This is a genomic window from Streptomyces sp. NPDC050418 (genome assembly GCF_044458745.1).
Classification (GTDB): domain Bacteria; phylum Actinomycetota; class Actinomycetes; order Streptomycetales; family Streptomycetaceae; genus Streptomyces.
Genome location: NZ_JBITIG010000016.1, coordinates 95924 through 120972, shown reverse-complemented (window position 1 = coordinate 120972; position 25049 = coordinate 95924). Strand labels below are relative to the sequence as shown.

The following is a 25049-nucleotide window of genomic DNA, read 5'->3' as shown; positions in this document are numbered from 1 at the left end:
CAGAAATACCGTGCGTACTCTTCTCATCGACAATTACGACTCGTTCACCTACAACCTCTTCCATGACCTGGCGCGGGTCACCGGTCAAGAACCCGTCGTGCTCCGCAACGACGACCCCGCCTGGCACCCGCACCTGCTCGCCGACTTCGACCAGGTCGTGCTCTCACCCGGCCCCGGAACACCCGGCCGCCCCGGCGACTTCGGCATCTGCCACGAGATCCTGCGGCAGACGGAGGTCCCGCTGCTCGGCATCTGCCTGGGCCACCAGGGCATCGGCCTCGCGCACGGCGCCACCGTGCAGCGCGCGCCGGAGCCGTACCACGGCCGTCTCTCCCCGGTACTGCACGAGGGCACCGGACTGTTCGCCGGCCTGCCCTCGCCGTTCGACGTGGTGCGCTACCACTCCCTGATGGTCACCGGGCTTCCGCCGGAGCTCGAAGTCACCGCGTGGACTCCCGACGGCCTGGTGATGGGCCTGCGCCACCGGGACCTGCCGAGGTGGGGTGTGCAGTTCCACCCCGAGTCGATCGGCACCTCCTACGGCTGCGAACTCCTGGCCAACTTCACCGAGTTGGCCGCCGCGGCCCGCCCTGCGCCACGCCGCCCCGCGCCGCGGCCCCGCCCCGCGCCGGAGCCGGTGGCCGCCGGGCCGCGGCGTCGGCTGCGGGTCCTCGTGGAGCGGGTGGAGACGCGCTGGGACGACGAAGTGGCGTACGACCGGCTCTTTCGCGACCGTGACCACGCCTTCTGGCTGGACAGCAGCAGGCGCGATGTCCAGGGGCGGTTCTCGGTGCTTGGTGACGCCACCGGCCCGCTGGCCAGGGTGGCCGAGGCCGATGTGTCGGCCGGCACCCTCACCGTGCGCACCGCCGATGGCACACAGACCCTGGCCGGCGGGTTCCTGGAATGGCTCGACGCGGACCTGGCCGGGCTGCACACCGAAGTCCCTCAGCTGCCCTTCGACTTCACGCTCGGCTGGATCGGCTATCTCGGTTACGAGCTGAAGGCCGAGTACGGCGGCGAGCGCGCCCACCGGAGCGAGGAGCCGGACGCCGTCATGGTCTTCGCGGACCGTGCGCTCGTGTTCGACCACGAGACCGGCCACACCTATCTGCTCGCCCTGACCGAGGACGACGACGAGACCGTGGCCCGTGCCTGGCTGGCCGTCACCTTGCACCGCCTCGCCTGTCTGTCCGGCGTGGCGGCCGGGCCCACGCCGGCTCCTCAGCGCACCGAGGAGATCCGGCTGCGCCACGACCGCGGCGCCTATCTGGGCCTCATCGACGCGTGCAAGGAGGAGATCGCCGCAGGCGAGAGCTATGAGATCTGCCTGACCAACATGGCCGAGGCATACGGCGAGTTCGACCCGTGGGCGGCCTACCGGCTGATGCGCCGCAGCAGCCCCGCGCCGTTCGGAGCGCTGCTGCAGTTCGGCGAGGTCCAGGTGCTCAGCACCTCGCCCGAGCGGTTCCTGCGCATCGGCGCCGATGGCATCGCCGAGTCCAAGCCGATCAAGGGCACCCGGCCGCGCGGCGCCACCCCGCAGGAGGATGCCGAGCTGGTCGCCGACCTGTTGACCAACGAGAAGGACCGGGCCGAGAACCTCATGATCGTCGACCTGGTCCGCAACGACCTCGGCCGGTGCGCCGAGATCGGATCGGTCGAGGTGCCCGGGATGTTCGAAGTGGAGACGTACGCCACCGTCCACCAGCTGGTCAGCAGGGTGACCGCACGGCTGCGGCCGGACAGTTCCGCGGTGCGGTGCCTGCGCGCCGCATTTCCCGGAGGCTCCATGACGGGCGCTCCCAAGGTCCGCACCATGAGCATCATCGACCGGCTCGAGGGCGGGCCACGAGGTGTCTACTCCGGGGCACTCGGGTATCTGTCGCTGTCCGGGGCGGCCGATCTGAGCATGGTCATCCGCACTGCCGTGGCCACCCCCGGCCGCCTGCGCTACGGGATCGGCGGCGCGATCGTGGCGCTGTCCGACCCTGCCGAGGAGTACGAGGAGACCGCCGTCAAGGCGGCCCCGTTCCTGGCGCTGACCCAGGCCCGGTTCCCGGGGCGGGCGGTCCAGGCGATCTGACGCATACGACAATTGCGGCCGCCCTGCGGCCGTACCGGGGCGAGGCGATGGCGCTCCCGTACGGCCGCACAGCGGGGCGTCACCCCTCGTTCGCGTCCCAGGACACCAGCCCCAACTCGCCGAGGCGGTGCGCCGCCTGGCGGGCGCGTTCGCCCTGGCCGAGCAGGGTGTCGCCGCGCAGTGCCGGGCCGCTGGACGCCGCCGCGGCCAAAGTGGGCTCCGACAGCACGTGCGCGGTGTTCCAGCCGACCACTCCGGCCACGTGGTGCCGTAGCGTGTCCCGCCAGATCAACAGCGGCGTGGCGGCCCCGGCCGCCCGCAGCACCCGCCACCAGGCGCTGCCGAGGCGCCGCTCGCGCAGTCCGTGCAGCAATCTGGCCAGGCTCACTCCCGCAGCGTCGAGAAGGTCCATGTCGCCGCGCTTGAGCCCGTCGTTGACCTGCGCGTCGAGCACTCCCAACGGAGCCGATACAGCGGCCAGCACCTCCGTCAGGGCCACCCCGTGCGTCAACGCACTCTCCAGTCCGGCCAGTTGGGCCTCGAGGGCCCGGGCGTAGCACGCGGGCGAGCGCACCCCGGTCAGCTCCACCCGGATCCCCGACGCAAGGCACTGCCCGGCCGCGGCCAGGCCCGCATCCGTGGCCGGCAGAGCGAGCAGCACATTGGGCCGGTCCACGCTCGCCCACAAGGCGCGCGTCTTGGCCACCAGCGCTTCCGGCGCCGTTTCGGCCTCCGGCTCCGCTTCGGGATCCGCACCGGGTCCGACCGGCACCGACACCCATCCATCGGCGGCACGCTCCCCGCCGTGGTACGTGCGCAGCTCGTCGCAGATGACGCGCACCGCGGCAGGTGACGCACCGGCCGGCAGCGCCGCACCGCGGAATCCGAGGCGGACCAGCGCCGCGAAATACGCCCGAGACGGCTCGGGTTGCGGGCAGAGCAGCCAGGGCGACACACCCTCGGTGGCCAACTGGGCCAAGATGTCCGCGGCTCGCGCGTCATTCATGCCGGCCACCCTAAGAAGCCCCGGAGTCCGCCGCCAACGGCGCGTTCCGACTGCATCAACTCGGCAGTCGGCCCTGCGGTCGGCCGGCGGTGTCGGACAGCCGGTGCGTGGAGTCGAGCAGCCGTACCGTGCCGCTGCGTGACCGCATGACCAGCGACTGCGTCCTGGCCCTGCCGGTGCCGAACCGGACACCGCGCAGCAGCTCGCCGTCCGTGATGCCGGTCGCGGCGAAGAACACGTTGTCGCCGCGCACCATGTCGTCGGCCGTCAGGACCCGCCCCACATCGTGCCCGGCGTCGAGTGCGGACTGCCGCTCCTCGGCGTCACGCGGCCACAGCCGCCCCTGCAGCGTGCCGCCCAGGCACTTGACGGCGCACGCCGCGATGATGCCCTCGGGGGTGCCGCCGATGCCGAGGAGCATGTCGACGCCGGTTCCCTCGCGCACCGCCATCACGGCCCCCGCCACGTCGCCGTCCGTGAGGAACTTGATCCGCGCACCGGCGGCCCGCAGCTCCCGTACGAGACCGTCGTGGCGCGGCCGGTCGAGCACCGCCACCGTGACATCCTCCGGCCGGCCTCCCTTGGCCTTGGCCACCCGGCGCACATTGACCTCGGCCGGGGCCGTGATGTCCACGAACTCGGCCGCCTCCGGACCCGCGGCGAGCTTCTCCATGTAGAAGACGGCCGACGGGTCGTACATCGCGCCGCGTTCGGCCGCAGCGAGCACGGCGATGGCGTTCGGCATGCCCTTGGCGGTCAGCGTGGTGCCGTCGACCGGGTCCACGGCCACGTCCACGGCGGCGCCGAGTCCGGTGCCGATGCGCTCACTGTTGTAGAGCATGGGCGCGTCGTCCTTCTCGCCCTCGCCGATGACCACGATGCCGTCCATCGAGACCGTCGAGACCAGCTCGCGCATCGCCGCCACCGCGGCCCCGTCCGCGCCGTTCTTGTCACCCCGCCCGACCCAGCGGCCCGCCGCGATGGCGGCCGCCTCGGTGACCCGGACCAGTTCCAGTGCGAGATTGCGGTCAGGCATGTGCGGGCTCCTTGTGCACCACGGCCGGCCGGCTCTCCGGTGACGGAATTTGGTCGGTGGTGGTGTGCTCCAACTCGCTCACGACGTCGGTGTAACGGATCCCGAACCAACGCAGGTAGTCGAGAACCCGCTGAGAGCACTCGTGCTCCCGGTGCGCCCGCGCGCCGACGATCTCCGCCTCGCGCGCGACCTTGTCCAAGGCCACGACGGGCAGGGCGACGACGGTGCCCGCGGCGACCAGCTCCTCGATGTAGCGGGTGGCGCGGCGGCCGGGCACACCGTCGTACGCCGAGGTCCACACCAGACGCTGCGGGCGGGCTCCGGCCGCGGCGAGCTCGGCCCAGCGAGGTGAGGTCACGGGGTCGTACCTGTCCTTGACGACCTGGTAGGCAAGGCGGGCTCCGGCGACCGAGGCACGGCCCCTGAGCGCCTTGGACTCGTCGCTGCCGACCTTGTCGAGCAGTGTGTCGATCGTGGTGTCCAGAAGGCCCACCGCGAATTCGACCCCCAGGTCGACCGTGGCCAGGTCGACTCCCGCCTGGCGGGCCCGCCGCAGGCCCGCAAGGTGCGCCTCGGCCACCTCGTGGCATCGATCCGGGGAGAAGACCGGGCCCACCTGTACGCCGATGCCCTCGGCCAGGAGTTCGGGCAGGGCGGCGACACCCGCCGCGGTGGCCGGAACCCGCACCCGCAGGTTGGGACGTGCGGCCGCCCGTACCAGGGCACGGGCGGCCGCCACGTGCGCGGCGGCGTCCGGCGTCGGCCCGGCGGCGACCGGCACGGCCACCAGGCCATCGTTGCCCGCCGTACGGTCGTACACCGGAAGCAGCACATCACAGGCCCAACGGGCGAGTTGAGGGTCGAGCCTCGCCGGGGATGTGACCCGCAGGCCGGTGGCCTGCCCGGAGTCGATGAGCCCACGGATGCGCTCGCTGGACCGGGGCGGCGTCAACGGGCCCTCGAGCCACACGGATACGCCCTCGGCCTGTAGCCGGGATATCGCACTACTCATGGATGGTTCTCTCCGAATCTTGCTGTGTCGGTACGCAGGCACGCGGGCGTACCGGGACGCCCGGTCGTTCAGGCCCAGGTGATGAGGAGCTTCGGCTGTTCCAGGACGGCCGCGACATCCGCGAGGACCTTGGAGCCGAGCTCGCCGTCGACCAGTCGGTGGTCGAAGGACAGCGCGAGCGTTGTCACATGACGCGGCTTGACCTTGCCCTTGTGCACCCACGGCTGGAGCTTGATCGCGCCGACGGCGAGGATCGCGGCCTCGCCGGGGTTGAGGATCGGCGTACCGGTGTCGACGCCGAAGACGCCGACGTTGGTGATGGTCACGGTGCCGCCCTGCATGGCCGCCGGCGTCGTCTTGCCCTCGCGTGCGGTGGACACCAGCTCACCGAGCGAGGCCGCCAGTTCGGGCAGCGTCTTGTCGTGCGCGTCCTTGATGTTCGGCACGATCAGGCCGCGCGGGGTCGCGGCCGCGATACCCAGGTTGACGTAGTGCTTGAGCACGATCTCCTGGTTGGCCTCGTCCCACGCGGCATTGACGTCCGGGTTGCGCTTGATCGCGACGAGCAGGGCCCTGGCGATGAGGAGGAGCGGATTGACCCGCAGCCCCTGCATCTCGTATTTCTCGGGGGCCCGTTTGATCTCCTCGACCAGCTTCATCGTCCGCGTCACGTCGACCGTCACGAACTCCGTGACGTGCGGCGCAGTGAAGGCCGAGCCGACCATTGCGGCCGCGGTGGCCTTCCTTACGCCCTTGACGGGGATACGGGTCTCGCGCGCACCCTCCGCCACCGGAGCCGGGGCCGCCGCCGCGTGGACGTCCTCACGGGTGATGATCCCGCCGGGGCCGGACGGGGCAACCATGGCGAGCTCGACCCCGAGATCCTTGGCAAGCTTCCGCACAGGCGGCTTCGCCAACGGACGGGCATGCCCATTCGTGCCGCTGGGCGCCACTGCCTTGCGGGGCCTACGCTTCGTCGAAGCCTGGGACACGCCATACCCGACGAGCACCGGCTGCCGCTCGGGTGCATCCCCAGCGGAGGCATCCACGCCCGCCGCGCCGACGGTGATGATCACCTGGCCGACATCGACCGTGGTGCCCTCGGGGAAGCGCAGCTCGTGCACCACACCGTCGTACGGGATGGGCAGTTCGACCGCTGCCTTGGCGGTCTCGACCTCGCAGACGGCCTGGCCGTCGGTGACGGTGTCACCGGGCTTGACGTACCACTTGAGGATCTCGGCCTCGGTGAGTCCCTCGCCGACGTCCGGCATCTTGAACTCGCGGAAGCGCTGTTCAGTCATGGTGGTCACGACCCTCTCCTCAGTACGCCAGCGAGCGGTCGACGGCGTCGAGCACCCGGTCGAGCCCGGGCAGGTACTCCTCCTCGAGCCGCGCCGGCGGATACGGCGCGTGGAAACCGCCGACCCGCAGCACAGGGGACTCGAGGTGGTAGAAGCACCGCTCGGTGATCCGCGCGGCAATCTCCGCACCCGAACCGAAGAAGACCGGGGCCTCATGCACCACCACAAGACGCCGGGTCTTCTCCACCGACGCCTGGATCGTGTCGAAGTCGATGGGCGAGATCGACCGCAGATCGATCACCTCGACCGACTTGCCCTCCTCGGCCGCCGCGGCCGCCGCCTCCAGGCACGTCTTCACCATCGGCCCGTACGCCACCAGCGTCAGATCCGCGCCGGGACGCGCCACGCCCGCAGTGTGCGGGGAGCCGGCAGGCGCCTCGAGGTCGACCTCGCCCTTCTCGTAGTACCTGCGCTTGGGCTCGAAGTAGATCACCGGGTCATCGCCGCGGATGGCCTGCTGCAGCATCCAGTACGCGTCCGACGCATTCGACGGCGAGACCACCTTCACTCCCGCCACGTGCGCGAACAGCGCCTCCGGCGACTCGGAGTGGTGCTCGACCGCGCCGATGCCGCCGCCGTACGGAATCCGGATCACCACGGGCAGCCGCACCTTGCCCTGCGAGCGGGCGTGCATCTTCGCGAGCTGCGTGACGATCTGGTCGTACGCGGGGAAGACGAAGCCGTCGAACTGGATCTCCACGACGGGCCGGTAGCCTCGCAGTGCGAGACCGATGGCCGTGCCGACGATGCCGGACTCGGCGAGCGGGGTGTCGATGACCCGGTCCTCGCCGAAGTCCTTCTGCAGCCCGTCCGTGATACGGAAGACACCGCCGAGCCTGCCGACGTCCTCACCCATGATCAGGACCTTCGGGTCGTCGTCGAGCGCCGTGCGCAGCGATGCGTTGACCGCCTTGCCGAGTGTCATGGTCTCCACGGCCATGTCAGCTTCCCTCCACGGCGAACGACGCCTGGTACGCGGTGAATTCGTCCCGCTCCTCGTCGACGAGCGCATGCGCACCGGCGTAGGTGTGTCGGAACATCAGAGAACGGTCGGGGTCCGGCATGGTGCGCACCTTCTCGCGCACCCGGCGGCCCGCCGCCTCGGCCTCCGCGTCGACGGCGGCGAAGAACGCCTCGTCGGCCAGCCCTTCGGCCTCGAGGTGGGTGCGCAGGCGCAGGATCGGGTCCCGCGCCTCCCACAGGGCCACCTCGGCGGAGTCCCGGTAGCGAGTCGGGTCGTCGGACGTGGTGTGCGCACCCATCCGGTAGGTGTACGCCTCGATGAGCGTGGGCCCTTCGCCCCGGCGGGCCCGCTCCAGTGCGGCCCTGGTCACGGCCAGGCAGGCGAGCACGTCATTGCCGTCGACCCGGATGCCGGGGAAGCCGAAGCCCTGGGCGCGCTGGTGGAGCGGCACCCGGGTCTGCTTCTCGTTCGACTCGGAGATCGCCCACTGGTTGTTCTGGCAGAAGAACACGACCGGTGCGTCGCTGACGGCGGCGAAGTTGAAGGCCTCGGAGACATCGCCCTGACTGGTCGCGCCGTCACCGAAGTACGCCATGACCGCCATGTCGGCGCCGTCCTTGGCCACACCCATCGCATAGCCGGTGGCGTGCAGGGTCTGGGAGCCGATGACCAGGGTGTACAGGTGGAAGTTGCGCTCGTCCGGGTTCCAGCTGCCGTGGCTGACCCCGCGGAACACCTCCATGAGTGCGAGCGGGTCCACGCCGCGGCACCAGGCGACCCCGTGCTCCCGGTAGCTGGGGAAGACGTAGTCCGTGGCGCGTGCCGCGCGGGCCGAGCCGACCTGGGCGGCCTCCTGGCCGAGCAGCGAGGGCCACAGGCCGAGTTCGCCCTGTCGCTGCAAGGCGATGCCCTCGCCGTCGACACGGCGGACGACGACCAAGTCCCGGTAGAGGTCACGCAGTTCTCCGGCATCGGCCTCGAACTTGTACTCGGGGTGCTCCACTCGCACGCCCTCGGGGGTCAGCAGCTGTACGCAGGGGATGCTCATGCGCCCGCTCCCCTGCCGAGGGCGGACACGGCCGCGGCCACCGACTTGAGCACCGAGGCGGCGCGCTTGTCGTCGGGACCGAGTGCGATCAGCCGGTTCATGACGTACGAGACACCCACACCGGCCCGCGGCCAGGCCTGGTTGGCGGAGCCGCCGGCACCGTCGTGCCCGAAGGAGTTGCCGTCGGGGCCGGGACGCTCCTTGGTGCGCAGCCGGTAGCCGCCACCGCCGTACACCATCGGCACGTCGATCAGCTGGTCGGTCTTCTTCACGTAGGGGGCGGCGGCCTCGTCGAGCAGTGCCCGCGACAGGATCAGCGGGCGCTCGCCCTCGGGGCGCACGGCGTCGGCGGCGAGCATGCCGTAGAAGGCGGCGAAGGCGCGGGCGGAGCCGCTGACGTTGGCCGCGGGGATGAGCGAGTAGCGCCGGTCGGGCCCGTTCCAGATGCCCTCGTCCTCGGGGAAGGGGATCGGGTTCTGCCAGATCCGCTGGGTCAGCGGGTCCTCGCTGGTGAAGTAGCCGGTGAACTGGTCGCGGAACCCGGTGCCGTACTCGGTGTACGCGATGCGGTGTGCGAGCTCCGGGGTGATGCCGAAATGGATGTCCAGGCCGTGCGGCCCGGCGATCTCCTCGGCGAAGAAGCGGTCCAGGGTGCGGCCGTCGACACGGCGGACGACTTCGGCGACGATCCAGCCGGCCGCGTACGGGCCGTACAGGATGCCCTCGGCACGCGGATCGGCCTCCGGTCCCTGGTCGGCGAGGAGCTTGGCCATCGACTCCGGGTCGCTCAGGTCCTCCTGTGCCAGGCGTGCGGCGACGGCGGGCATGCGCGCGGTGAAGGTCACGACCTGGCGCATGGTGATGCCGCCCTTGCCGCGGGCCGCGAACTCCGGCCAGTAGCGCGCCACCGGAGCGTCGAGTTCGACCGCGCCCCGGTCCACGAGCAGCAGCAGCGCGGTGACCATGATGCCCTTGCTGCCGGAGAAGATCATCTGCAGGGTGTCGTGGTCCCAGCGGCGGCCGGTGCGCTTGTCGGCCGTGCCGCCGACCAGGTCGACGACCAGTTCTCCGTCGAGGGTCACGGCCAGCGCCGCACCCTGGTCGTCTCGTTCGGTGAAGTTGCGCGTGAATTCCTCGCGCACGTCCTCGAATCCCGGTGCCACATGACCGGTGACGAGGATGTTCGGGTGGGTGGAGGAGCCGGTGGGCATGGTGGATCCCTTCGGTGGGTTGCGGAGGGGGAGCGGGGTGAATCCCCGTGAAGATCAAGTGAGGTGGGGAGGCAGAGGCGGCCGAGGGCACCGCCGGAGGGCCGGCCCACCCGACGGCAGGGGGGAGGGGTCACCCGGCGCGGGCCGGCACCGGCCCGGGCAGCGCCAGGCGTATGCCGTTGTACGTGGCCGTCACCGTGACCCCCCGGAAGTCGGCGATCCGGGGCAGCCCGGTGGCCTCCGCACCGCCGTGCGGGCCGACGACCAGCGCGCGGGCCCCGGCCGCACGGGCCGCGCGCAACCCCAGTTCGGCGTCCTCAAGGACCAGCGCGTCGCGTGCGCCGACGCCGAGCAGTGCCGCTGCCCGCAGATAGCCCTCCGGGTCGGGCTTTCCTCGTTGTACGTCCTCTGCGCTGATGACGACCGAGGGCAGTGGCAGACCGGCCGCGGCCATGCGTTGCCGGGCCAGTTCCGCGCCGGCGGAGGTGACCAGGGCCCAGCGGTCCGCGGGCAGCGCGGCGAGCAGCCCGGCGGCGCCGGGCAGCGCCACGGTGCCGCCGGTGTCGGCCACGTCCTGAGCGACCAGCCAGGCGGTCTCGGCGGCGACGTCGGTGCCGGCCGGAGCGTGCCGGGCCACGGTCTCGGCGGTGCGCCGGCCGTGGGCGCCGGACATGACGGCGGCGGCGTCGAGCCCGTGCCGGTCCGCGAAGCGCCGCCAGGTCCGCTCGACGGCGGCCGTGGAGTCGACGAGGGTGCCGTCCATGTCGAACAGCAGGGCCTGGGCACTCAGTTCGGTGATCTCACCGGTGATCTCACCGGTGGTCGCGCCGACGGTCGCGCCGGTGGTTCTCGTGGTCGTACCGGTGGTTCTCGTGGTCGTACCGGTGGTTCTCGTGGTCGTACCGGTGGTTCTCGTGGTCGTACCGGTGGTTCTCGTGGTCATGTCGATGCCTTCTCATGGCTGTTGTCGTCGATGCCGCGGTGGGCGGCTCCCGGCCCTGCGGGTCCGGTGGCGAGAGCTCTGGCGTACCGCCGGGCCCGGGCCAGGTCGGCCGCCATGCGGGTGGTGTCGCCGTCCCGGTAGTCGTTCTCCAGGACCAGCGCGCGCGGACACAGCCCGTGACGGGCGACGGCGGCGAGCGTCTCGTCGACCTCACCGTCGCCGTCCCCGAGCAATGGGGTGCGTCCGGTGCCCGCGATGCCGTCCTTGAGGTGGATCTGGTCGGCCAGGTGCCGGGCCACAGCGCCGATCAGGGACGGCACGCGGACGCCGGCGAGGTGCGGGTTGTACGTGTCCAGGAGCAGCCGGAACGCCGGTGAGGCGACCTTCTCCACCAGGGCGGAGGCGGCGTCGGGCGGGAGCACGTTCTCGTTGGCGAGCAGCAGTCCGCGCGCCTGCGCCTCGGCTGCGGCCCGGCGCAGCACCTCGGCGGTGCGCTGCAAGCCGTACCCGCCGGCGATGGCGCTGCGCCGGAAGCTCGGCACGAGCACCAGGCCCGCGCCCAGCTCCACGGCGGCGTCGAGGAGCCGTTCGAGGACGCCGCGCACCCGTACCGCGTCCGCGCTGCCCTCGGGCGCCAACAAGCCGATGTCGTTGAGACAGTTGGCGCTGACCGCGAGCACCCGCACCCCGGTGGCCTCGACTCCGTCCCGCAGTGCGGGCAACCGCCCGGGCCCGTCGAGCGGGGCCGCCCGTCCGGGCCCGCCGAGGTCGAACTGCACTCCGTCGGCACCGGCCCGCCGGGCCACCTCCAACGCGGCCGGACCGGCACAGGGCAGCCGCCAGTCGACGAGCCCGACCAGTGGGGCGGGGGCGCACCCCGCTCCGGGCGGGAGCAGGGCGCCCGCCCCCTCGGCCGGGCCTGCCGCACCCTGCCCTGCCTGCAAGGTCACGACGCACCCGCCCAGCGCACCGCGAGCTTGATCAGGCGGCGGCCGTCGATGGTGCGCCGGCGGCTCACCGCGAGCCTGGACATGATGCGTACTGCCTCCGACGGCTCGACCACGTGCGTGACAAGGTCCCGGTACAGCCCGGGATCGCGGCACAACTCGGCTGCCGCGTCCAGGAGATGGCAGGTGGCCACGCCCCGGTGGCCGAAGATCCGCACGGGGTGACCGCTCTCGGTGGTGAGCGACGCGATGTGCGGCGGCTCCGGCACGCCCGCGCAGTTGGCCGCCCGGATGGCGCCGAGGTCCACGCCGGGCAGCGCGGGGACGGTGCCGCCCTTGGGTACGCCACCGAGCAGATCGACCAGCACCTCCCGGCCCGCGGTGGCCGCGAGCGTTGTCTCCAGGCAGGACAGCATGGCCACACACGGCGTGGCGAGCAGCACCGCCACCGGGCCGTCGGCCAGCTGTCCGGCCAGTTCCTCAGGGGTGAACTCGCCGTGCTGCAGGCGTACATCGGCTCCGTACGGCGCCGCCTCGCTCCACTCCAGACCCTCGCGGGTGTGGTGCACCTGGACGGTGCGCACCCGGGGGCCCAGCCAGTACTTGGCGGTGCGCACGGCGAGGTGCCCCACCGTGCCGTCGCCGAACACCAGAAGGGTCGTAGGGTTCGGCGCGCGCAGCGCGAGCGAGGCGTACCGCACCACCGCCAACGGTTCGAGCAGGGCGGCCAGTTCAGCGTCCGGGACGTACGGCAGCGGTATCACCAGGCCGTCACGGACCGCATTGGCCGGGATCAGGGTCCGCTCCTGGAGCAGCCCGTCCACGTTGTGGCCGAGCAGGAACGACGGGTCGGTGCGGTGCGTGGGATTGACCACCACCGGCGTGCCGGGGGTGAGCCGCCCGTCCACACCTTCGCCGACCTCCACCACCCGGGCCACGCCCTCGTGGCCGAGCACCGGGGCTCCGTCGCGGCGCAGTCCGCGCAGCATCTGCAGATCGGTACCGCAGACGCCCGCCACCAGCGTCTCGATGCTCACCTCTCCGGGACCGGGTGCCACCGTTGTACGGGGCAGCAGGTGCAGTCCCCGGTCGTCGCGCACGATCCCCTGGTGGGTGGCGCCGGTCGCGCCACCCGTCGGACGCAGAAGCTCCTCCATGCGCGTACCGGTGGCCGCCGCGAGAGCGGCGATCCCCGCCCCGACCAGACCGTCGGCCTCGCCGGGACCGCACACAGTGATGTGTTCCTCCACCCACTCCGGAGCCCGCTCCCCGGTGAGATAGAGCGGGCGGTGACGCAGATGCCGCAGTACGGCGGTGCGGTAGTGCTCACCGAGTGACACGGACACACCACCCGTCAGGGCCAGTTCGTCGATCTCCGGGTCCAGGCACAGCGCGCCGCGCAGCACGTCGGCGACGGGTGCGGTCACCGCGTCGAGCAGGACCTCGGCGAGTGGGTCGGCCGCGTCCAGGGCCGCGCCGAACGCGGCCTCGAACGGCTCGCCCGCCCCCATTGCCTTGCCGAGCAGCGAGTCGTCCCAGCGCTCACCGGCCCGCTCACGCAGCACCTCGGCCATGTTGCGGATGCCGGGCCCCGAGGAGTACGCGGCCACGTGACCCAACTCGCCGCATTCACAGCGCAGTTCGACGGGCTGTCCGGCCAGCGACGCCGTCGCCGGCAGATGACCGACCTCGCCCTGCAGGCCGCAGGCGTCGGTGGGGATGACATCGCGGCGCAGGTCGATCGTCCGGCAGGCGATGCCGGAGCTGACCGTCAGGAGCGTCACCTTGCGGTGCCCGCGGGAGTGCAGGGACGAGGCGAAGTGCAAGAGGGCCGCGGTGACATCGTTGACGACATACCAGTCGACGTCGGGCCGCCGCTCGTACAGCAGCCCGGGCAGGTCGAGCACGGTGGTCTCATCGCCGAACAGCGGGCCGGAGCCGTACACGACGCCGCTGCGCTGGTTGAGCGCGGCGCCGAACGATATCCCCGCCACCGCGCCGGGCCCGGCCGGCACCGTCTCACAGATCGCGTCGATCAGCCGGTCCTGGATCTGCCGGGCCGTCAGGTCGGGGTGGCGCAGATGGCTGGGCGACGGTACGTCGGTGGGGTCGCCCAGGCCTCCCTCCGGGGACCACCAGGCGTGGCGCAGATGGGTGCCGCCGATGTCGAAGACGGTGACCCCGGAGGCCGTCCCGGTCACGGCCGCCCGCCGTTCGCGACGGCGCCGTCCAGGTCCAGGTCGCCGGCGAAGGTGTGCACGAACTTCAGAGCCGTGCTCAGCTCCTCGGAGCTGACGTCGTTCACGAAGGCGCAGCCGCCGAGGCCGTTGGTGAGCGGCAGACGCTGCCGGCCGTCCCGGTGCTTGACCGCGTCGGCAAGGCCGACCTCCAGCAGCTCGGGCGTGAACACCGGGTGGGCGACGGGCAGTCCGGCGGCGGCGATCAGCCGCAGGGCGCGCTCGGCTTCGTCCTCGGTGAGCAGGTCCCGGCCGACCGCGAGGGCCACGCACACCGCCATGTCGACGGCGACGGCCTCGCCGTGCAGCAGCGGCGGGTCGGCGCGCAGTTCGAGGGAAGGGCTGAAGGTGTGCCCGTAGTCGACCGAACGCTCGAGGACCGACTCCCACAGGTTGGGCTCCAGCTCGTCCAGCATGCCGACGATGGCGCGCGAGACGACCTCGCCGATGGCGGCGCCGCAGTCGGCGAAGCTGTCGCTGGAGATGTCCGCGACGGTCTCCTCCAGGAGGCGGAAGAGTGCCACGTCCTTGATGAGCGCCATCTTGATGATCTCGGCGAGGCCGTTGGCGATGTGCCGGGCCGGCACGGTGCGCAGGAACTCCGGGTCGATCAAGGTGATTTCGGGGGCGAAGTAGGTGCCGAGCCGGTTCTTGTGGGTGCCGTGGTTGACGCCGGTCTTGACGCCGATGCCCGCGTCTATCTGGCCTACGAGGGTGGTGGGTACGCGTACGTAGGGGGCGCCGCGCCGGTACAGGCTCGCGGCCATGCCGACCACGTCCATGAGTACGCCGCCGCCGACGACCACGACCTTCTCGGTTCGGCGCAGCATGCCCATGCCGGTCATGGCCTCGGTGACCTCGACGACCTGCTCGAGGTTCTTGGTCTCCTCGTCGCCCGACATGATCTTCATGCGGGCGTCGACGTTCCAGGCATCGAAGTAGGCGCGCAGCTGCTCGCCGTAGAGGTCGTCCACCACCCGGTCCACCACGATGAGGGCCCGTACCGAGCTCTGGCCGTCGGCCCCCACCGAGCGGGCGAGCGCGGGGTTGGCCGGGTTGAGCAGGCCCCGGGTGATGGACACCCCGTAGCCCACGGGCTGCCGGGCCTGGACGTACCAGCTCAGCTCGGGCGGGCGGGGCATGTCCAGGGCTGCCATGCTGCGCGGGGCGGTGGTCTCGGGCATCGTGTCGGTCCTCTCTGCGGTGCGGGTGGTGTGGCGAGCGGGTCTCTTCGGTAGTGCGGTGCACGGGCTGGGCCCAGGGCGGTTGGCCCTGCCCCGCCCGCCGGAGATCTCCCGGCGGGCGGGGCAGGACGGGTCGGCCGGGGGTCTCCCGGCCGAAGTGCGTGGCACATCGCGCGGTACGGCCAAGGGAGGCTCGGACCGCGCGGTGCGCCATGGGCCGCTACGCCTCCGGCTCGCCCATCGGGGCGGGCAGGGCGTCCAGTTCGGTGAGATCGGCAGCGGTCAGCTCGACCGCGGCAGCGCCCGCGTTCTGGACCAGGCGGCTCTCGTTCTTCGTGCCGGGGATCGGGATGACGTACTCGCCCTGGGCGATCAGCCAGGCGAGCGCTACCTGCGCCGGGGTGGCGTCGTGCCGCTCGGCGATCCCGCGTACGACGTCGACGATCGCCTTGTTGTGGAGGAACGCCTCCTCGGTGAACCGCGGCTGGGTGCTGCGCCAGTCGTCCTTGGGAAGGTCGGACGGCTTGGCGAAGGAGCCGGTGAGCAGACCGCGGCCGAGCGGCGAGAAGGGCATGAACGCGATGCCCTGCTCCTTGGTGAACGGGATCACGTCGGCGAAGGCGTCCCGCGTGAACAGCGAGGCCTCGGACTGCACCGCGGCCACCGGGTGTACCGCCTGCGCGGCCTTGACCTGGTCGACGGTGACCGCGGACAGGCCGAGCGCACGGATCTTGCCGGCGGCCACCTGCTCGCCGAGCGCACCCCAGCTCTCCTCAAGCGGGACGTTCGGGTCCACGCGGTGCAGGAAGTACAGGTCGATGTGGTCCACACCGAGGCGCTCGAGGCTGGCGTCGACCGCCGACTTCAGGTGCTCGGGGCTGCCGTTGAGGCCGAGGCCGTTCTCGTCGACGACGAGGCCGCCCTTGGTGGAGAGCACTGCCTGGTCGCGGCGGCCCGCGAGGGCGCGGCCGACGAGCTGCTCGTTGGTGAACGGGCCGTAGGCGTCGGCGGTGTCGATCAGCGTGACACCCAGGTCGAGCGCCTTGTGGATGACCTGCAGGGACGCGTCGTCGTCCCAGCCGTGCGGGTCGTATCCGAAGGACATGCCCATCGTGCCCAGACCGAGGCGGCTTACTACGGGACCGTTCTTGCCCAAAGTGGTGGTGCGCATGGCGAACTGACTCCTCACAGAGTGGTGTTGGGGGAGAGGACGACGGCACCGTCCGCCGACGGCGCCGGACCGGCTACGGCCTGATCGACTGGCGGTGCCGGAAGATGTTCTTCGGGTCGTACGCGCGCTTGGTCTGCTGCAGCCGCGCGTAGTTGCCCTTCCAGTAGAGGTCGTGCCAGGGCACGGAGGACTTGTTGTACGTGGGGTCCCCGAGGTCGCCGTCCGGGTAGTTGATGTAGCAGCCGTCGGTGACGCCGTTGGGTACGGGGACACCGCCGGTGTCGGCGTAGACGTCGGCGAAGGCGTTGCGTACCCAGCCCAGATTGGCGTCGTCGTCGCCCGCCTCGTACCAGACGCTCTCGAAGTTGGTCTTCATGATCGCCCCACGCTGGGCGACGGCGGTCGCCGTCGACGACACCGAGCTGATCCGGCCGCCCGCCGAGGCGTAGACGATGCCGGCGAACGGGCTGACCTTGTCGGTGTTGGTCAGGTGCCGGTACATGGCATCGATCTGCGCGGCCGGCGTCGGCTTGAGCAGATGCGAGGACTTGTGGACACCGCGCATCGTCGGGTCGAGCTGGGTGGCGGAGACCGAGCCGACGTACTTCGTGCCGCGCAGCCACGGCAGCTTCCGGGTGGTCGAGTACTGCGAGTCGACCACGCCCTCGCGACGGACCGGGGTGGTGCTGACACCGAGCGCGTCATTGAGCCCGGCGAGGTGGTCCGAGAGCACCTGCGCGGCGTCGGGCAGCGAGGCGTCGAGCTGGATGATCAGTCCGAGGGTTCCGGACGACTTGTGGTTGAGCAGCATCCAGGAGAACAGCGAACCGGCCGTCGTTCCCGGGGTGTTGTTCTTCTCCAGCCACTCGCCGTAGTGGGCGACCAGCCTGTTGAAGCCGTCCTCGGTGACCTTGTCCCAGGGCCAGAAGAGGTTGCTGATGTACACCTCGGAAGGCGCCTTGGGCAGCAGCCCCGCGGGGTCGCTGCCGGTCGCGCCGGGCGTGCGGAACCAATAGCGGGTGACGACGCCGAAACTCCCGCCACCGCCCCCGGTGTGCGCCCAGAACAGATCCTTGTGCGGATCGTCCGCGGCCCGGGTCGCCACGACCGCCTTGGCCGTGCCGCTCGCGTCGACGACGACCACTTCCACGGCGTGCAGATGGTCGACGGTCAGGCCGTACTGGCGCGACAGCATGCCGAAGCCGCCGCCCGCGATATGGCCCCCGACACCGACCGAGTGGCAGATGCCGCCGGGGATGGTCACCCCCCAGCCGCCGTGCAGCTCCTCGTAGACGTCCAGCAGGGTCGCGCCGCCCTGGACGGAGAAGGCTCCACGCGCGCTGTCGAACGAAACGGCGTTCATCAGCGTCATGTTGAGGACGGTCTTCGTCTCGTCGTTGTAGACGAAGTCCTCGAAGCAGTGGCCGCCGCCGGCGACGGTGATGCGCTTGCCGGCGTCCACGGCACTCTGCACCGCGGCCACCACATCAGCGGTGGTACGCGGCAGCACGATCTTCTCCGGGGCGGCCACCCAGCGCTGGTTCATGCCGGACCGCAGATCTGCGTACCGGGGGTCCGTCGCCGTGACGGTGACGGACCCCGTCCGGGCACCGGACTCGGCGGCCCCGGCCCGGTTCCCTCCGAGTGCCGTGGTCTGGAAGCCCACGGCGGCACCCACGGCGACTCCTGAACCAGCGGTCAGGAATCCGCGGCGTTTCAGCGTCTTCATCAATAATTCCTTGTCATCGCGCTCACCGGCCCATCGGCCACCGGCCATTTCGATTCCGATGCTGTGCGGTGACCTCATGACAGCAATGGTCGGGCCGCCGCCACGATCGTGCGGGCCACACTGTGTCAGGTCAGGAGCGCGAGCCCGCATACTTCGTCAGCTATGCCATGACCTCGATTACCTTTTCCCGGCTCTGCTTGACGCGCGCACTCCGGCGCGGCCACGATCGCGACCGTCCGTAAAATCCGAGAAGAATCAATCGAAGGAACGTTTCGTGAATGCCATTCCCGGAGCCCGCGCGGTCCATCACATTGCTTATACGGTCCCGGATCTCGACGAGGCCGTGAACTTCTTCGTCGACGTCATCGGCGCCGAAGTCGCCTATCGGCTCGGGCCGGTGGAGGACCCGGAGGGCGACTGGATGACCCGCAAGCTCGATGTGCACCCCGCCGCCTCCACGAGGATCGCCATGCTGCGCCTGGGGGCTGCCCTCAACCTGGAACTCTTCGAGTACACGACGCCCGACCAGAACCGGCGGCTGCCACGCAACAGCGACTGGGGCGGCCACCACTTCGCGATCTACGTCGACGATGTCGACAAGGCCACGGAATACCTGCGCAATCAGTCAGGTGTGACCATTCTGGGCGAGCCGGAGACCATCACCGACGGGCCCATCGCCGGGGACCGCTGGGTCTATTTCAAGACGCCGTGGGGAATGAGCATGGAGCTCATCAACATGCCCGACGGAATGCCGTACGAGAAGGAAACCGAGACGCGCGTCCACCGCCCCGAGGCTGCCTGGCAGAACTCATAGAAACCTGCCGGGCAACGGCACGCAGAGCAAGTAGCGGAAATGTTCACCGGAGAAGAGTGCACGAGAAAATGACTGTGACCGACGAAAGCGCCCTCAACAGCAATCCCTTCAATCTGCGCGTCATCGAGGAATTCCGCGCCCATTCCGGAAAGGTGGCTGATTTCGGGGACATCCCGCTGCTGCTCCTCACCACCGTGGGCCGGCGTTCGGGCCTGCCGCGCACCACGCCGCTGGTGCATCTCGCCGACGGCGACCGCCTGATCGTCTTCGCGGCCAACGGCGGGGCGTCCAACGCGCCCGGCTGGTTCCACAATCTGATGGCGGCCGGTGAGGGGCTGGTGGAGGTGGGCGACGAGCGCCGTCCGGTCCGCCCGGTCCTCGTCGACGAGGCGGAGCATGAGGAGCTGTGGGCCCGGCAGACCGCCCAGGACCCCAACTTCGCCAATTTTCGGGGCCGTACGAGCCGCACCATTCCTGTCGTCGCCCTGGTGCGCCATCGTGACGGGCAGCGTGCGCGGCGCGGCGGCTGGCCGGTCGGTATCTGACCAGCTCGGTAGGCACCCGCCACGCGCGGCGTCGCACCAGGGGCCGCGGAGACCTGCACGGTCACCGCGGCCCCTGCGCCGTACCCGGGCGAAGGCCGGGCGCGCTCAGCGCAGGTCTTCCTCGCGGAACTCCCGGCTTGAGCCCGCCGCCGTCTCCTCGCGCAGTGCGATGCGCCGGATCTTGCCGGACACGGTCTTGGGCAGCGGCCCGAACTCGATGCGGCGCACCCGCTTGTACGGGGCGAGCACGCTCCGCGAGTGCGCGAACAGCAGCCGGGCGGTCGCCGCGTCCGGCTCGTACCCCTCGGCGAGCACGATGTATGCCTTGGGCACGGACAGGCGCACCGGGTCGGGCGCGGGCACCACGCCCGCCTCCGCGACCGCCTCGTGCTCCAGGAGCGCGCTCTCCAGCTCGAACGGGGAGATCTTGTAGTCGGACGACTTGAACACGTCATCGGCCCGGCCGACGTAGGTGAGGTAGCCGTCGGCGTCACGCGCTCCGATGTCACCGGTGCGGTAGTAGCCGTCGGCCATCGCGGTGCGGGTGCGCTCCGCGTCGCCGTGATAGCCGGTCATCAGGCCCACCGGACGGGCGGAAAGATCCAGGCAGATCTCGCCCTCGTCGGCACCCGGCCGACCGGTCTCCGGGTCGAGCAGCACGACCTCGAAACCAGGGCTCGGCCGCCCCATCGAGCCCGTCTTCAGCAGCTGGCCCGGAGTGTTGGCGATCTGCACGGCGGTCTCGGTCTGCCCGAAGCCGTCGCGGATGGTCACGCCCCAGGCCTCCCGGACCCGCTCGATCACCTCGGGATTGAGCGGTTCACCGGCGCCGACCGCCTCGCGCGGCGGGTTCGCCAGCCGCGTGAGGTCCGCCTGGATGAGCATGCGCCACACGGTGGGTGGTGCGCAGAAGGAGGTGACGCCCGCGCGGTCCATCTCGGCCATCAGGCGGCCGGCGTCGAAGCGGGTGTAGTTGTGGATGAATACGGTCGCCTCGGCGTTCCACGGGGCGAACAGGTTGGACCAGGCGTGCTTGGCCCAGCCGGGCGACGAGATGTTCAGGTGCACATCGCCGGGGCGCAGCCCGATCCAGTACAGCGTCGCCAGATGCCCGATGGGGTACGAGGCATGGGTGTGCTCGACCAGCTTGGGCCGGGACGTGGTCCCGGAGGTGAAGTACAGCATCAGGGTGTCGTCGGCACGTGTCACCCCGGCCGGCTCGAACTCCGCCGCGCTGCGACAGGAGGCCTCGTATGCGGTCCAGCCCTCCGGGGCGCCGCCGACCGCGATACGACGGTAGTCACCGGGGATGCCGGCGAACTTGCCGGTGTCCGCGCCGCCTGTGATCACATGGGTGACCTCACCGCGCCCGATGCGGTCACGCAGGTCGGCCGGTCCGAGCAACGGGGTCGCGGGGATGACGACGGCCCGCAGTTTCATCGCGGCGAGCGCCGTCTCCCACAGCTCGACCTGGTTGCCGAGCATCACCAGGATGCGGTCGGCCGCACCGACGCCCTGCGAGCGAAGCCAGTTGGCGACCTTGTCGGAGCGCTCGGCCATCTCGGCGAAGGAGACACGAATCTCGGTGCCGTCCTCCTCGGCGATGTGCAGGGCGGTGCGCTCGTTGCCCCGCGCGATCACATCGAACCAGTCGAGCGCCCAGTTGAAGTGCTCGGGCCGCGGCCATACGAACCCCTGTCGCGCCGTCTCGTAGTCCTCACGGTGCCGCAGCAGGAAGTCTCTGGCGGCCCGGAACTCCTCAGTGGCCTTCGATACGGTCATGTGTCCTCACTCGGGCAGGTGGCTCACAGCGTGTCCGCCCATCCCAACAGGCCACATACCCCCGCATCCAAGTCACCGCACGGACTGTGTCACTTACCCGCCCACCGTCCCCGCCTCCGGCCGGGAGACGCGGGTGCACCACGCAAAACACCCCTCTGACCCACGCTTGCGCAGGTAAGAGGGGTGTTGCTGGCGGTAGCGGAGGGATTTGAACCCTCGGTTACTTGCGCAACACTCGCTTTCGAGGCGAGCTCCTTCGGCCGCTCGGACACGCTACCGAGAGAGAGCTTAGCCCAAAGGTGCCCGTGGTTTGAAATCCGTATCGGTCCGGCGGTCTCAGCGGTCCCGGAAGAAGCGGGTGAGGCGGGCCGAGCACTCCTGTTCCAGGACGCCCGCGACGACCTCCGGGCGGTGGTTGAGGCGCCGGTCGCGCACCAGGTCCCACAGGGAGCCGGCCGCACCGGCCTTCTCGTCGCGCGCGCCGTAGACGACCCGGGCGATCCGGGACTGCACCAGCGCACCCGCGCACATCACGCACGGTTCGAGCGTGACGACGAGGGTGCAGCCGGTCAGCCGCCACTCCCCGCGCCGCGCCGCGGCCCGGCGCAGGGCCAGGACCTCGGCGTGGGCGGTGGGGTCGCCGGTGGCCTCGCGTTCGTTGTGCCCGGCGGCGAGCAGCTCGCCGTCCGGGGACAGGACGAGCGCGCCGACGGGCACGTCGCCGCCCCGGAGGGCCAGTTCGGCTTCCTCCAGGGCGTACTCCATCGGCGCCCGCCAGCGGTCCCGCACGGGGTCGGGCAGAGGTTCGGACAAGGGATCGGGCAGGGGATCGGTGCTGTTCAAGGTGTTCTGCGTACGCGGGTCAGCGCACTGTCTCCAAAACCTCGGAGGCGCCGAGGGCCTCGGCGATCTCGGCGAGGACGTCGCTGCTGAGCGCGAGCAGCTCCTTCTCGGCCAGGCCCAGGTCCTCCAGGATCCGGGTGTCGCCGAGCGGGCCGGGCGGCACGGCCTCGCCGGCGGTGGCGCCGTCGTCGTCCTCCTCGTCCGGGTCGGGTTCGCCGTCCTCGGTGCCGTCGAGGTCGGTCAGGTCCTCCAGGTCGTCCTCGTCGCCCGAACCGGGCTCGCGGCCGAGCAGCTCGTCGGTCAGCAGGATCTCGCCGTAGCTGCTGCGGGAGGCCGCGGCCGCGTCCGAGACGTAGATCCTCGGGTCCTCCTCGCCGTCCACGCGGACGACGCCGAACCACACATCTTCCTGCTCGATGAAGAGGAGCACCGTGTCGTCGGCGTCACCGGCCGCGGCTTCCTGGGCCAGTTCTGTCAGATCCGACAGGGTCTCCACATCGTCGAGCTCCGTGTCGCTCGCTTCCCACCCGTCTTCGGTGCGCGCGAGCAGTGCGGCGAAGTACACCGTGACTCTCCCACTGGTCTGAGGCGTGCCGGTCGGGGGTCCCCCCGGCGGAGTCTGCTGGACGAGGTGCGGTTCCGCCCCGCCCAATCGGAATCGTGGCAGAAACCGGGGCTCCGCGAGAGGTCTTCGGCCTGCTGTGTCCGCGGCGAGCCGCAGTGGCGGCTCGCGCGTCACCAGCGGAACGTGCGCATGCGCATCGCCTGACGCATCCGGGCCGCCCGGGCGCGCCGCGGCTGGACGCGGTCGCGCAGCTCCTTGGCCTCGTGGCGTTCGCGCAGGAACTGGGCGCGGCGCCTGCGGCGCTCGGCGTCGGTCTCCTGCGGCTCGACGTCCTGCTGCGGCTCGTCCTCCCGCATGGGCCGTTCCTCCGGCATGGGCCACACCACCTCCGGTCCCTTGCCCCTGCAGTTTCCCTCGTACGGCGGGTTTGATGCGAGCGCGCACGGGTGCGGTACCGAACGCGAGCGCGAGCCGGGCCCCGTATGCCCCGGTAATCTGGTGGCGGGTCGCTGCCCCGGCCGCCGCCCCTGTCAGAGACCGTGACCGGAGCTTGGAGGCTCTTGTGCGCCTGCACGTCGTCGACCACCCCCTGGTCGCGCACAAACTCACCACGCTGCGCGACAAGCGCACCGACTCGCCGACCTTCCGGCGCCTCGCCGACGAGCTCGTGACGCTCCTCGCGTACGAGGCGACGCGCGATGTGCGCACCGAGCAGGTCGACATCGAGACGCCCGTGGGCCCGACCACCGGGGTCAAGCTCTCCTACCCGCGCCCGCTGGTCGTGCCGATCCTGCGTGCCGGTCTCGGCATGCTCGACGGCATGGTGCGGCTGCTGCCCACGGCCGAGGTGGGCTTCCTCGGGATGGTGCGCAACGAGGAGACGCTCGAGGCGTCCACGTACGCGACGCGGATGCCCGAGGATCTGTCGGGGCGTCAGGTGTACGTGGTGGACCCGATGCTGGCGACGGGCGGGACGCTCGTCGCGGCGATCAAGGAACTCATCAAGCGCGGCGCGGACGACGTCACGGCCGTGGTGCTGCTCGCGGCGCCCGAGGGCGTCGAGGTGATGGAGCGCGAGCTGGCCGGGACCCCGGTGACGGTGCTGACCGCGGCGGTCGACGAGCGTCTCAACGAGGTCGGGTACATCGTGCCCGGGCTCGGGGACGCCGGGGACCGGATGTACGGATCGGCCGAGTAGCCGGTCCGTCCGGGTAGGAGACGACCGAGGGGCCGCCGGATCTCCGGCGGCCCCTCGGTCATGCCGTGGCGCGGTTCAGCCAGGCTCCCTCGCGCATGATGACCCGTCCCTCGAGCTCCGGGACGCCGCGCCATGCGCGCACGGTCCGCGGCGTCACGCGTACGTAGACGTGGGGACGGTCCTCGGTGCGCGGATCCCAGCCGAACTTCGCGCCGAACGCGTCCGCCGCGGCCGCCGGCACTGCCGAGTCCGTGAAGCACTCCGCCTCGCCCTGGACCAGGACGACGTCGAGGCTGTCCGGCAGGGACAGGTGCACCCGGGCGTCCCGGCGGAGGTTGCGGACGGTCGCCGAGTGCGCACCGGTGCACATCCATAGCGCGTGGCCGTCCCACGCGAACCACAGCGGCACCTGATGCGGGCCGTGGTCGGGGTGGGCGGTCGCCACCCAGACCTCCCGCTCCGTCGCGAGCCGGTCGAGGACCTCACGTGTGCGCTGCGCCGCAGGGCGAGGGGCTGGGGTGTTGTGCATGGACGCGACCCTAGACAGCAAGATCGCGGACATGCATCGGGCGTCGGTCCTACGTCTCGGGACCGACGGCACGGCCCTCCGCCGTGCGCGCGCATGCCATGCGCGCGTCAGCAGCCCGCAGGCTTCTTGGCCGCCGCGGCCGGGTCCGTCAGGGCGAGGAGGGACTTCGCCGCGTCCTCCTTCTTGGCGAGGGAGGTGAAGCCCTCGCCGAGGATCAGGTCGATGTCCGCGGTCTTGCGGGTGTCCGTCCGGGGCTCGGCCCCCGCGACCTGGGTGCCGAGGACGACGATGCCCGTCTTCAGCGCGACCTTCGGGCCGAGCAGTATGGCCTTGCCCTTGACCTTCTTGTCGAACTTCTTCGTCGCGTTGCCCACCTTGCCGACGGTGAAGCCGCGCTTCTTGAGCTCGTCCGCCGTCTCCTTGGCGAGGCCGCCGCGCGGCGTCGCGTTGAAGACGTTGACCTGGACGTCCGCCGGTTTCGGCAGCGACATCGGCTTCTTCGGCGGGGTGGTGGGCGCGGCCGGCTTGCAGTCGGGTTTCTCGGGCTTGCCGGGCTGCTCGGCCTGCTTGGCGGCTACGTTCCGGTCGCTCTTGTCGCCGGAGAAGACGCCGACCAGTTCGATGGTGCCGTAGGTGAGAAGCCCGAGAACCGCGACGCAGGCGAAGACCGCGAGCACGATCCGGCGGCGGCGACGGTTGCGGCGCATTCGCGGGTACTTGTCCCCCGTGATGCGGTATTCGCCGCCCATGCCGGGGGGAGTGAGCATGCTCATGAGCGCAGCGTAATGCCGTGGCTGGGGTCTGCCTACTAAATGATCAATGGGTGGCGGACGAAGCC

Annotated in this window: 23 protein-coding genes and 1 tRNA gene; 4 read left to right on the top strand and 20 right to left on the bottom strand. The window is 71.0% G+C overall.

The features are described from left to right. Positions 1-10 precede the first annotated feature (10 nt). On the top strand, positions 11-2086 hold the full coding sequence (gene pabB, locus ACIBI4_RS32030) for an aminodeoxychorismate synthase component I (protein ID WP_399207688.1): 2076 nt from the start codon (positions 11-13) through the stop codon (positions 2084-2086). A gap of 79 nt (positions 2087-2165) precedes the next feature. On the opposite strand, the gene ACIBI4_RS32025 is transcribed toward pabB, so the two are convergent. From ACIBI4_RS32025 to ACIBI4_RS31965, 13 genes are all read right to left on the bottom strand, one after another. Continuing rightward, a complete protein-coding gene (locus ACIBI4_RS32025) occupies positions 2166-3092 on the bottom strand; it encodes a transaldolase family protein (protein ID WP_399207687.1) in 927 nt (308 codons plus the stop codon). 55 nt (positions 3093-3147) lie between these two features. Beyond that, positions 3148-4128 carry a class II fructose-bisphosphatase gene (glpX, locus tag ACIBI4_RS32020; protein WP_399207685.1) on the bottom strand — a complete coding sequence of 327 codons (981 nt, stop codon included), beginning with the start codon at positions 4126-4128 and terminating at the stop codon, positions 3148-3150. Then, positions 4121-5140 carry a transaldolase family protein gene (locus ACIBI4_RS32015; RefSeq protein WP_399207684.1) on the bottom strand — a complete coding sequence of 340 codons (1020 nt, stop codon included), beginning with the start codon at positions 5138-5140 and terminating at the stop codon, positions 4121-4123. The genes glpX and ACIBI4_RS32015 overlap by 8 nt, the downstream gene beginning before the upstream one ends. 68 nt (positions 5141-5208) lie before the next feature. Continuing rightward, positions 5209-6450, bottom strand: a complete 1242-nt coding sequence (locus ACIBI4_RS32010) for a dihydrolipoamide acetyltransferase family protein (RefSeq protein ID WP_399207683.1) — start codon at positions 6448-6450, stop codon at positions 5209-5211. Between the two features lie 10 nt (positions 6451-6460). Further along, complete coding sequence (locus ACIBI4_RS32005; protein ID WP_399207682.1) at positions 6461-7441, bottom strand: alpha-ketoacid dehydrogenase subunit beta; 981 nt, start codon at positions 7439-7441, stop codon at positions 6461-6463. 1 nt (position 7442) lies between these two features. Next, positions 7443-8513, bottom strand: coding sequence for a pyruvate dehydrogenase (acetyl-transferring) E1 component subunit alpha (gene pdhA, locus ACIBI4_RS32000; protein WP_399207681.1), 1071 nt, complete (start codon positions 8511-8513; stop codon positions 7443-7445). Then, positions 8510-9724 (bottom strand): serine hydrolase domain-containing protein, encoded by a 1215-nt coding sequence (locus ACIBI4_RS31995; protein WP_399207680.1) that lies wholly within the window; start codon positions 9722-9724, stop codon positions 8510-8512. Before ACIBI4_RS31995 ends, pdhA begins: the two co-directional genes overlap by 4 nt. A gap of 130 nt (positions 9725-9854) precedes the next feature. Beyond that, positions 9855-10667, bottom strand: coding sequence for an HAD-IA family hydrolase (locus tag ACIBI4_RS31990; protein ID WP_399207679.1), 813 nt, complete (start codon positions 10665-10667; stop codon positions 9855-9857). Further along, positions 10664-11617, bottom strand: coding sequence for a sugar phosphate isomerase/epimerase family protein (locus ACIBI4_RS31985; protein ID WP_399207678.1), 954 nt, complete (start codon positions 11615-11617; stop codon positions 10664-10666). The genes ACIBI4_RS31990 and ACIBI4_RS31985 overlap by 4 nt, the downstream gene beginning before the upstream one ends. Beyond that, positions 11614-13815, bottom strand: a complete 2202-nt coding sequence (locus ACIBI4_RS31980; RefSeq protein WP_399207677.1) for an ROK family protein — start codon at positions 13813-13815, stop codon at positions 11614-11616. The genes ACIBI4_RS31985 and ACIBI4_RS31980 overlap by 4 nt, the downstream gene beginning before the upstream one ends. Continuing rightward, positions 13812-15035 carry a sedoheptulose 7-phosphate cyclase gene (locus tag ACIBI4_RS31975; RefSeq protein ID WP_399207676.1) on the bottom strand — a complete coding sequence of 408 codons (1224 nt, stop codon included), beginning with the start codon at positions 15033-15035 and terminating at the stop codon, positions 13812-13814. Before ACIBI4_RS31975 ends, ACIBI4_RS31980 begins: the two co-directional genes overlap by 4 nt. 220 nt (positions 15036-15255) lie before the next feature. After that, a complete protein-coding gene (locus ACIBI4_RS31970; RefSeq protein ID WP_399207675.1) occupies positions 15256-16206 on the bottom strand; it encodes an aldo/keto reductase in 951 nt (316 codons plus the stop codon). Positions 16207-16279: 73 nt separating this feature from the next. Then, complete coding sequence (locus ACIBI4_RS31965) at positions 16280-17935, bottom strand: FAD-binding oxidoreductase (RefSeq protein WP_399207674.1); 1656 nt, start codon at positions 17933-17935, stop codon at positions 16280-16282. Positions 17936-18209: 274 nt separating this feature from the next. Here ACIBI4_RS31965 and ACIBI4_RS31960 point away from each other — a divergent pair, with 274 nt between their 5' ends. Both ACIBI4_RS31960 and ACIBI4_RS31955 read left to right on the top strand, forming a co-directional pair. Next, positions 18210-18749, top strand: a complete 540-nt coding sequence (locus tag ACIBI4_RS31960; RefSeq protein ID WP_399207673.1) for a VOC family protein — start codon at positions 18210-18212, stop codon at positions 18747-18749. A 74-nt stretch (positions 18750-18823) separates the two neighbouring features. Beyond that, a complete protein-coding gene (locus tag ACIBI4_RS31955; RefSeq protein WP_399207672.1) occupies positions 18824-19294 on the top strand; it encodes a nitroreductase/quinone reductase family protein in 471 nt (156 codons plus the stop codon). A 105-nt stretch (positions 19295-19399) separates the two neighbouring features. Here the strand turns inward: ACIBI4_RS31955 and ACIBI4_RS31950 are convergent, their stop codons facing one another. The 5 genes from ACIBI4_RS31950 to ACIBI4_RS31930 form a co-directional block, all read right to left on the bottom strand. Beyond that, positions 19400-21076 (bottom strand): AMP-binding protein, encoded by a 1677-nt coding sequence (locus ACIBI4_RS31950; protein ID WP_399207671.1) that lies wholly within the window; start codon positions 21074-21076, stop codon positions 19400-19402. A gap of 190 nt (positions 21077-21266) precedes the next feature. Continuing rightward, positions 21267-21354 (bottom strand) — tRNA-Ser (locus ACIBI4_RS31945). Positions 21355-21412: 58 nt separating this feature from the next. Beyond that, on the bottom strand, positions 21413-21841 hold the full coding sequence (tadA, locus tag ACIBI4_RS31940) for a tRNA adenosine(34) deaminase TadA (RefSeq protein WP_399207779.1): 429 nt from the start codon (positions 21839-21841) through the stop codon (positions 21413-21415). Between the two features lie 97 nt (positions 21842-21938). After that, positions 21939-22484, bottom strand: a complete 546-nt coding sequence (locus ACIBI4_RS31935; protein ID WP_399207670.1) for a hypothetical protein — start codon at positions 22482-22484, stop codon at positions 21939-21941. 170 nt (positions 22485-22654) lie between these two features. After that, complete coding sequence (locus tag ACIBI4_RS31930; RefSeq protein WP_399207669.1) at positions 22655-22858, bottom strand: hypothetical protein; 204 nt, start codon at positions 22856-22858, stop codon at positions 22655-22657. A 188-nt stretch (positions 22859-23046) separates the two neighbouring features. Here ACIBI4_RS31930 and upp point away from each other — a divergent pair, with 188 nt between their 5' ends. Continuing rightward, positions 23047-23682: a uracil phosphoribosyltransferase gene (upp, locus tag ACIBI4_RS31925; protein ID WP_165335436.1), complete on the top strand. Its 636-nt coding sequence runs from the start codon at positions 23047-23049 to the stop codon at positions 23680-23682. A gap of 58 nt (positions 23683-23740) precedes the next feature. Here upp and ACIBI4_RS31920 read toward each other — a convergent pair whose 3' ends face one another. Both ACIBI4_RS31920 and ACIBI4_RS31915 read right to left on the bottom strand, forming a co-directional pair. After that, positions 23741-24211, bottom strand: coding sequence for a pyridoxamine 5'-phosphate oxidase family protein (locus ACIBI4_RS31920; RefSeq protein ID WP_399207668.1), 471 nt, complete (start codon positions 24209-24211; stop codon positions 23741-23743). Between the two features lie 107 nt (positions 24212-24318). Then, positions 24319-24984, bottom strand: coding sequence for a LytR C-terminal domain-containing protein (locus ACIBI4_RS31915; RefSeq protein ID WP_399207667.1), 666 nt, complete (start codon positions 24982-24984; stop codon positions 24319-24321). Positions 24985-25049 lie beyond the last annotated feature (65 nt).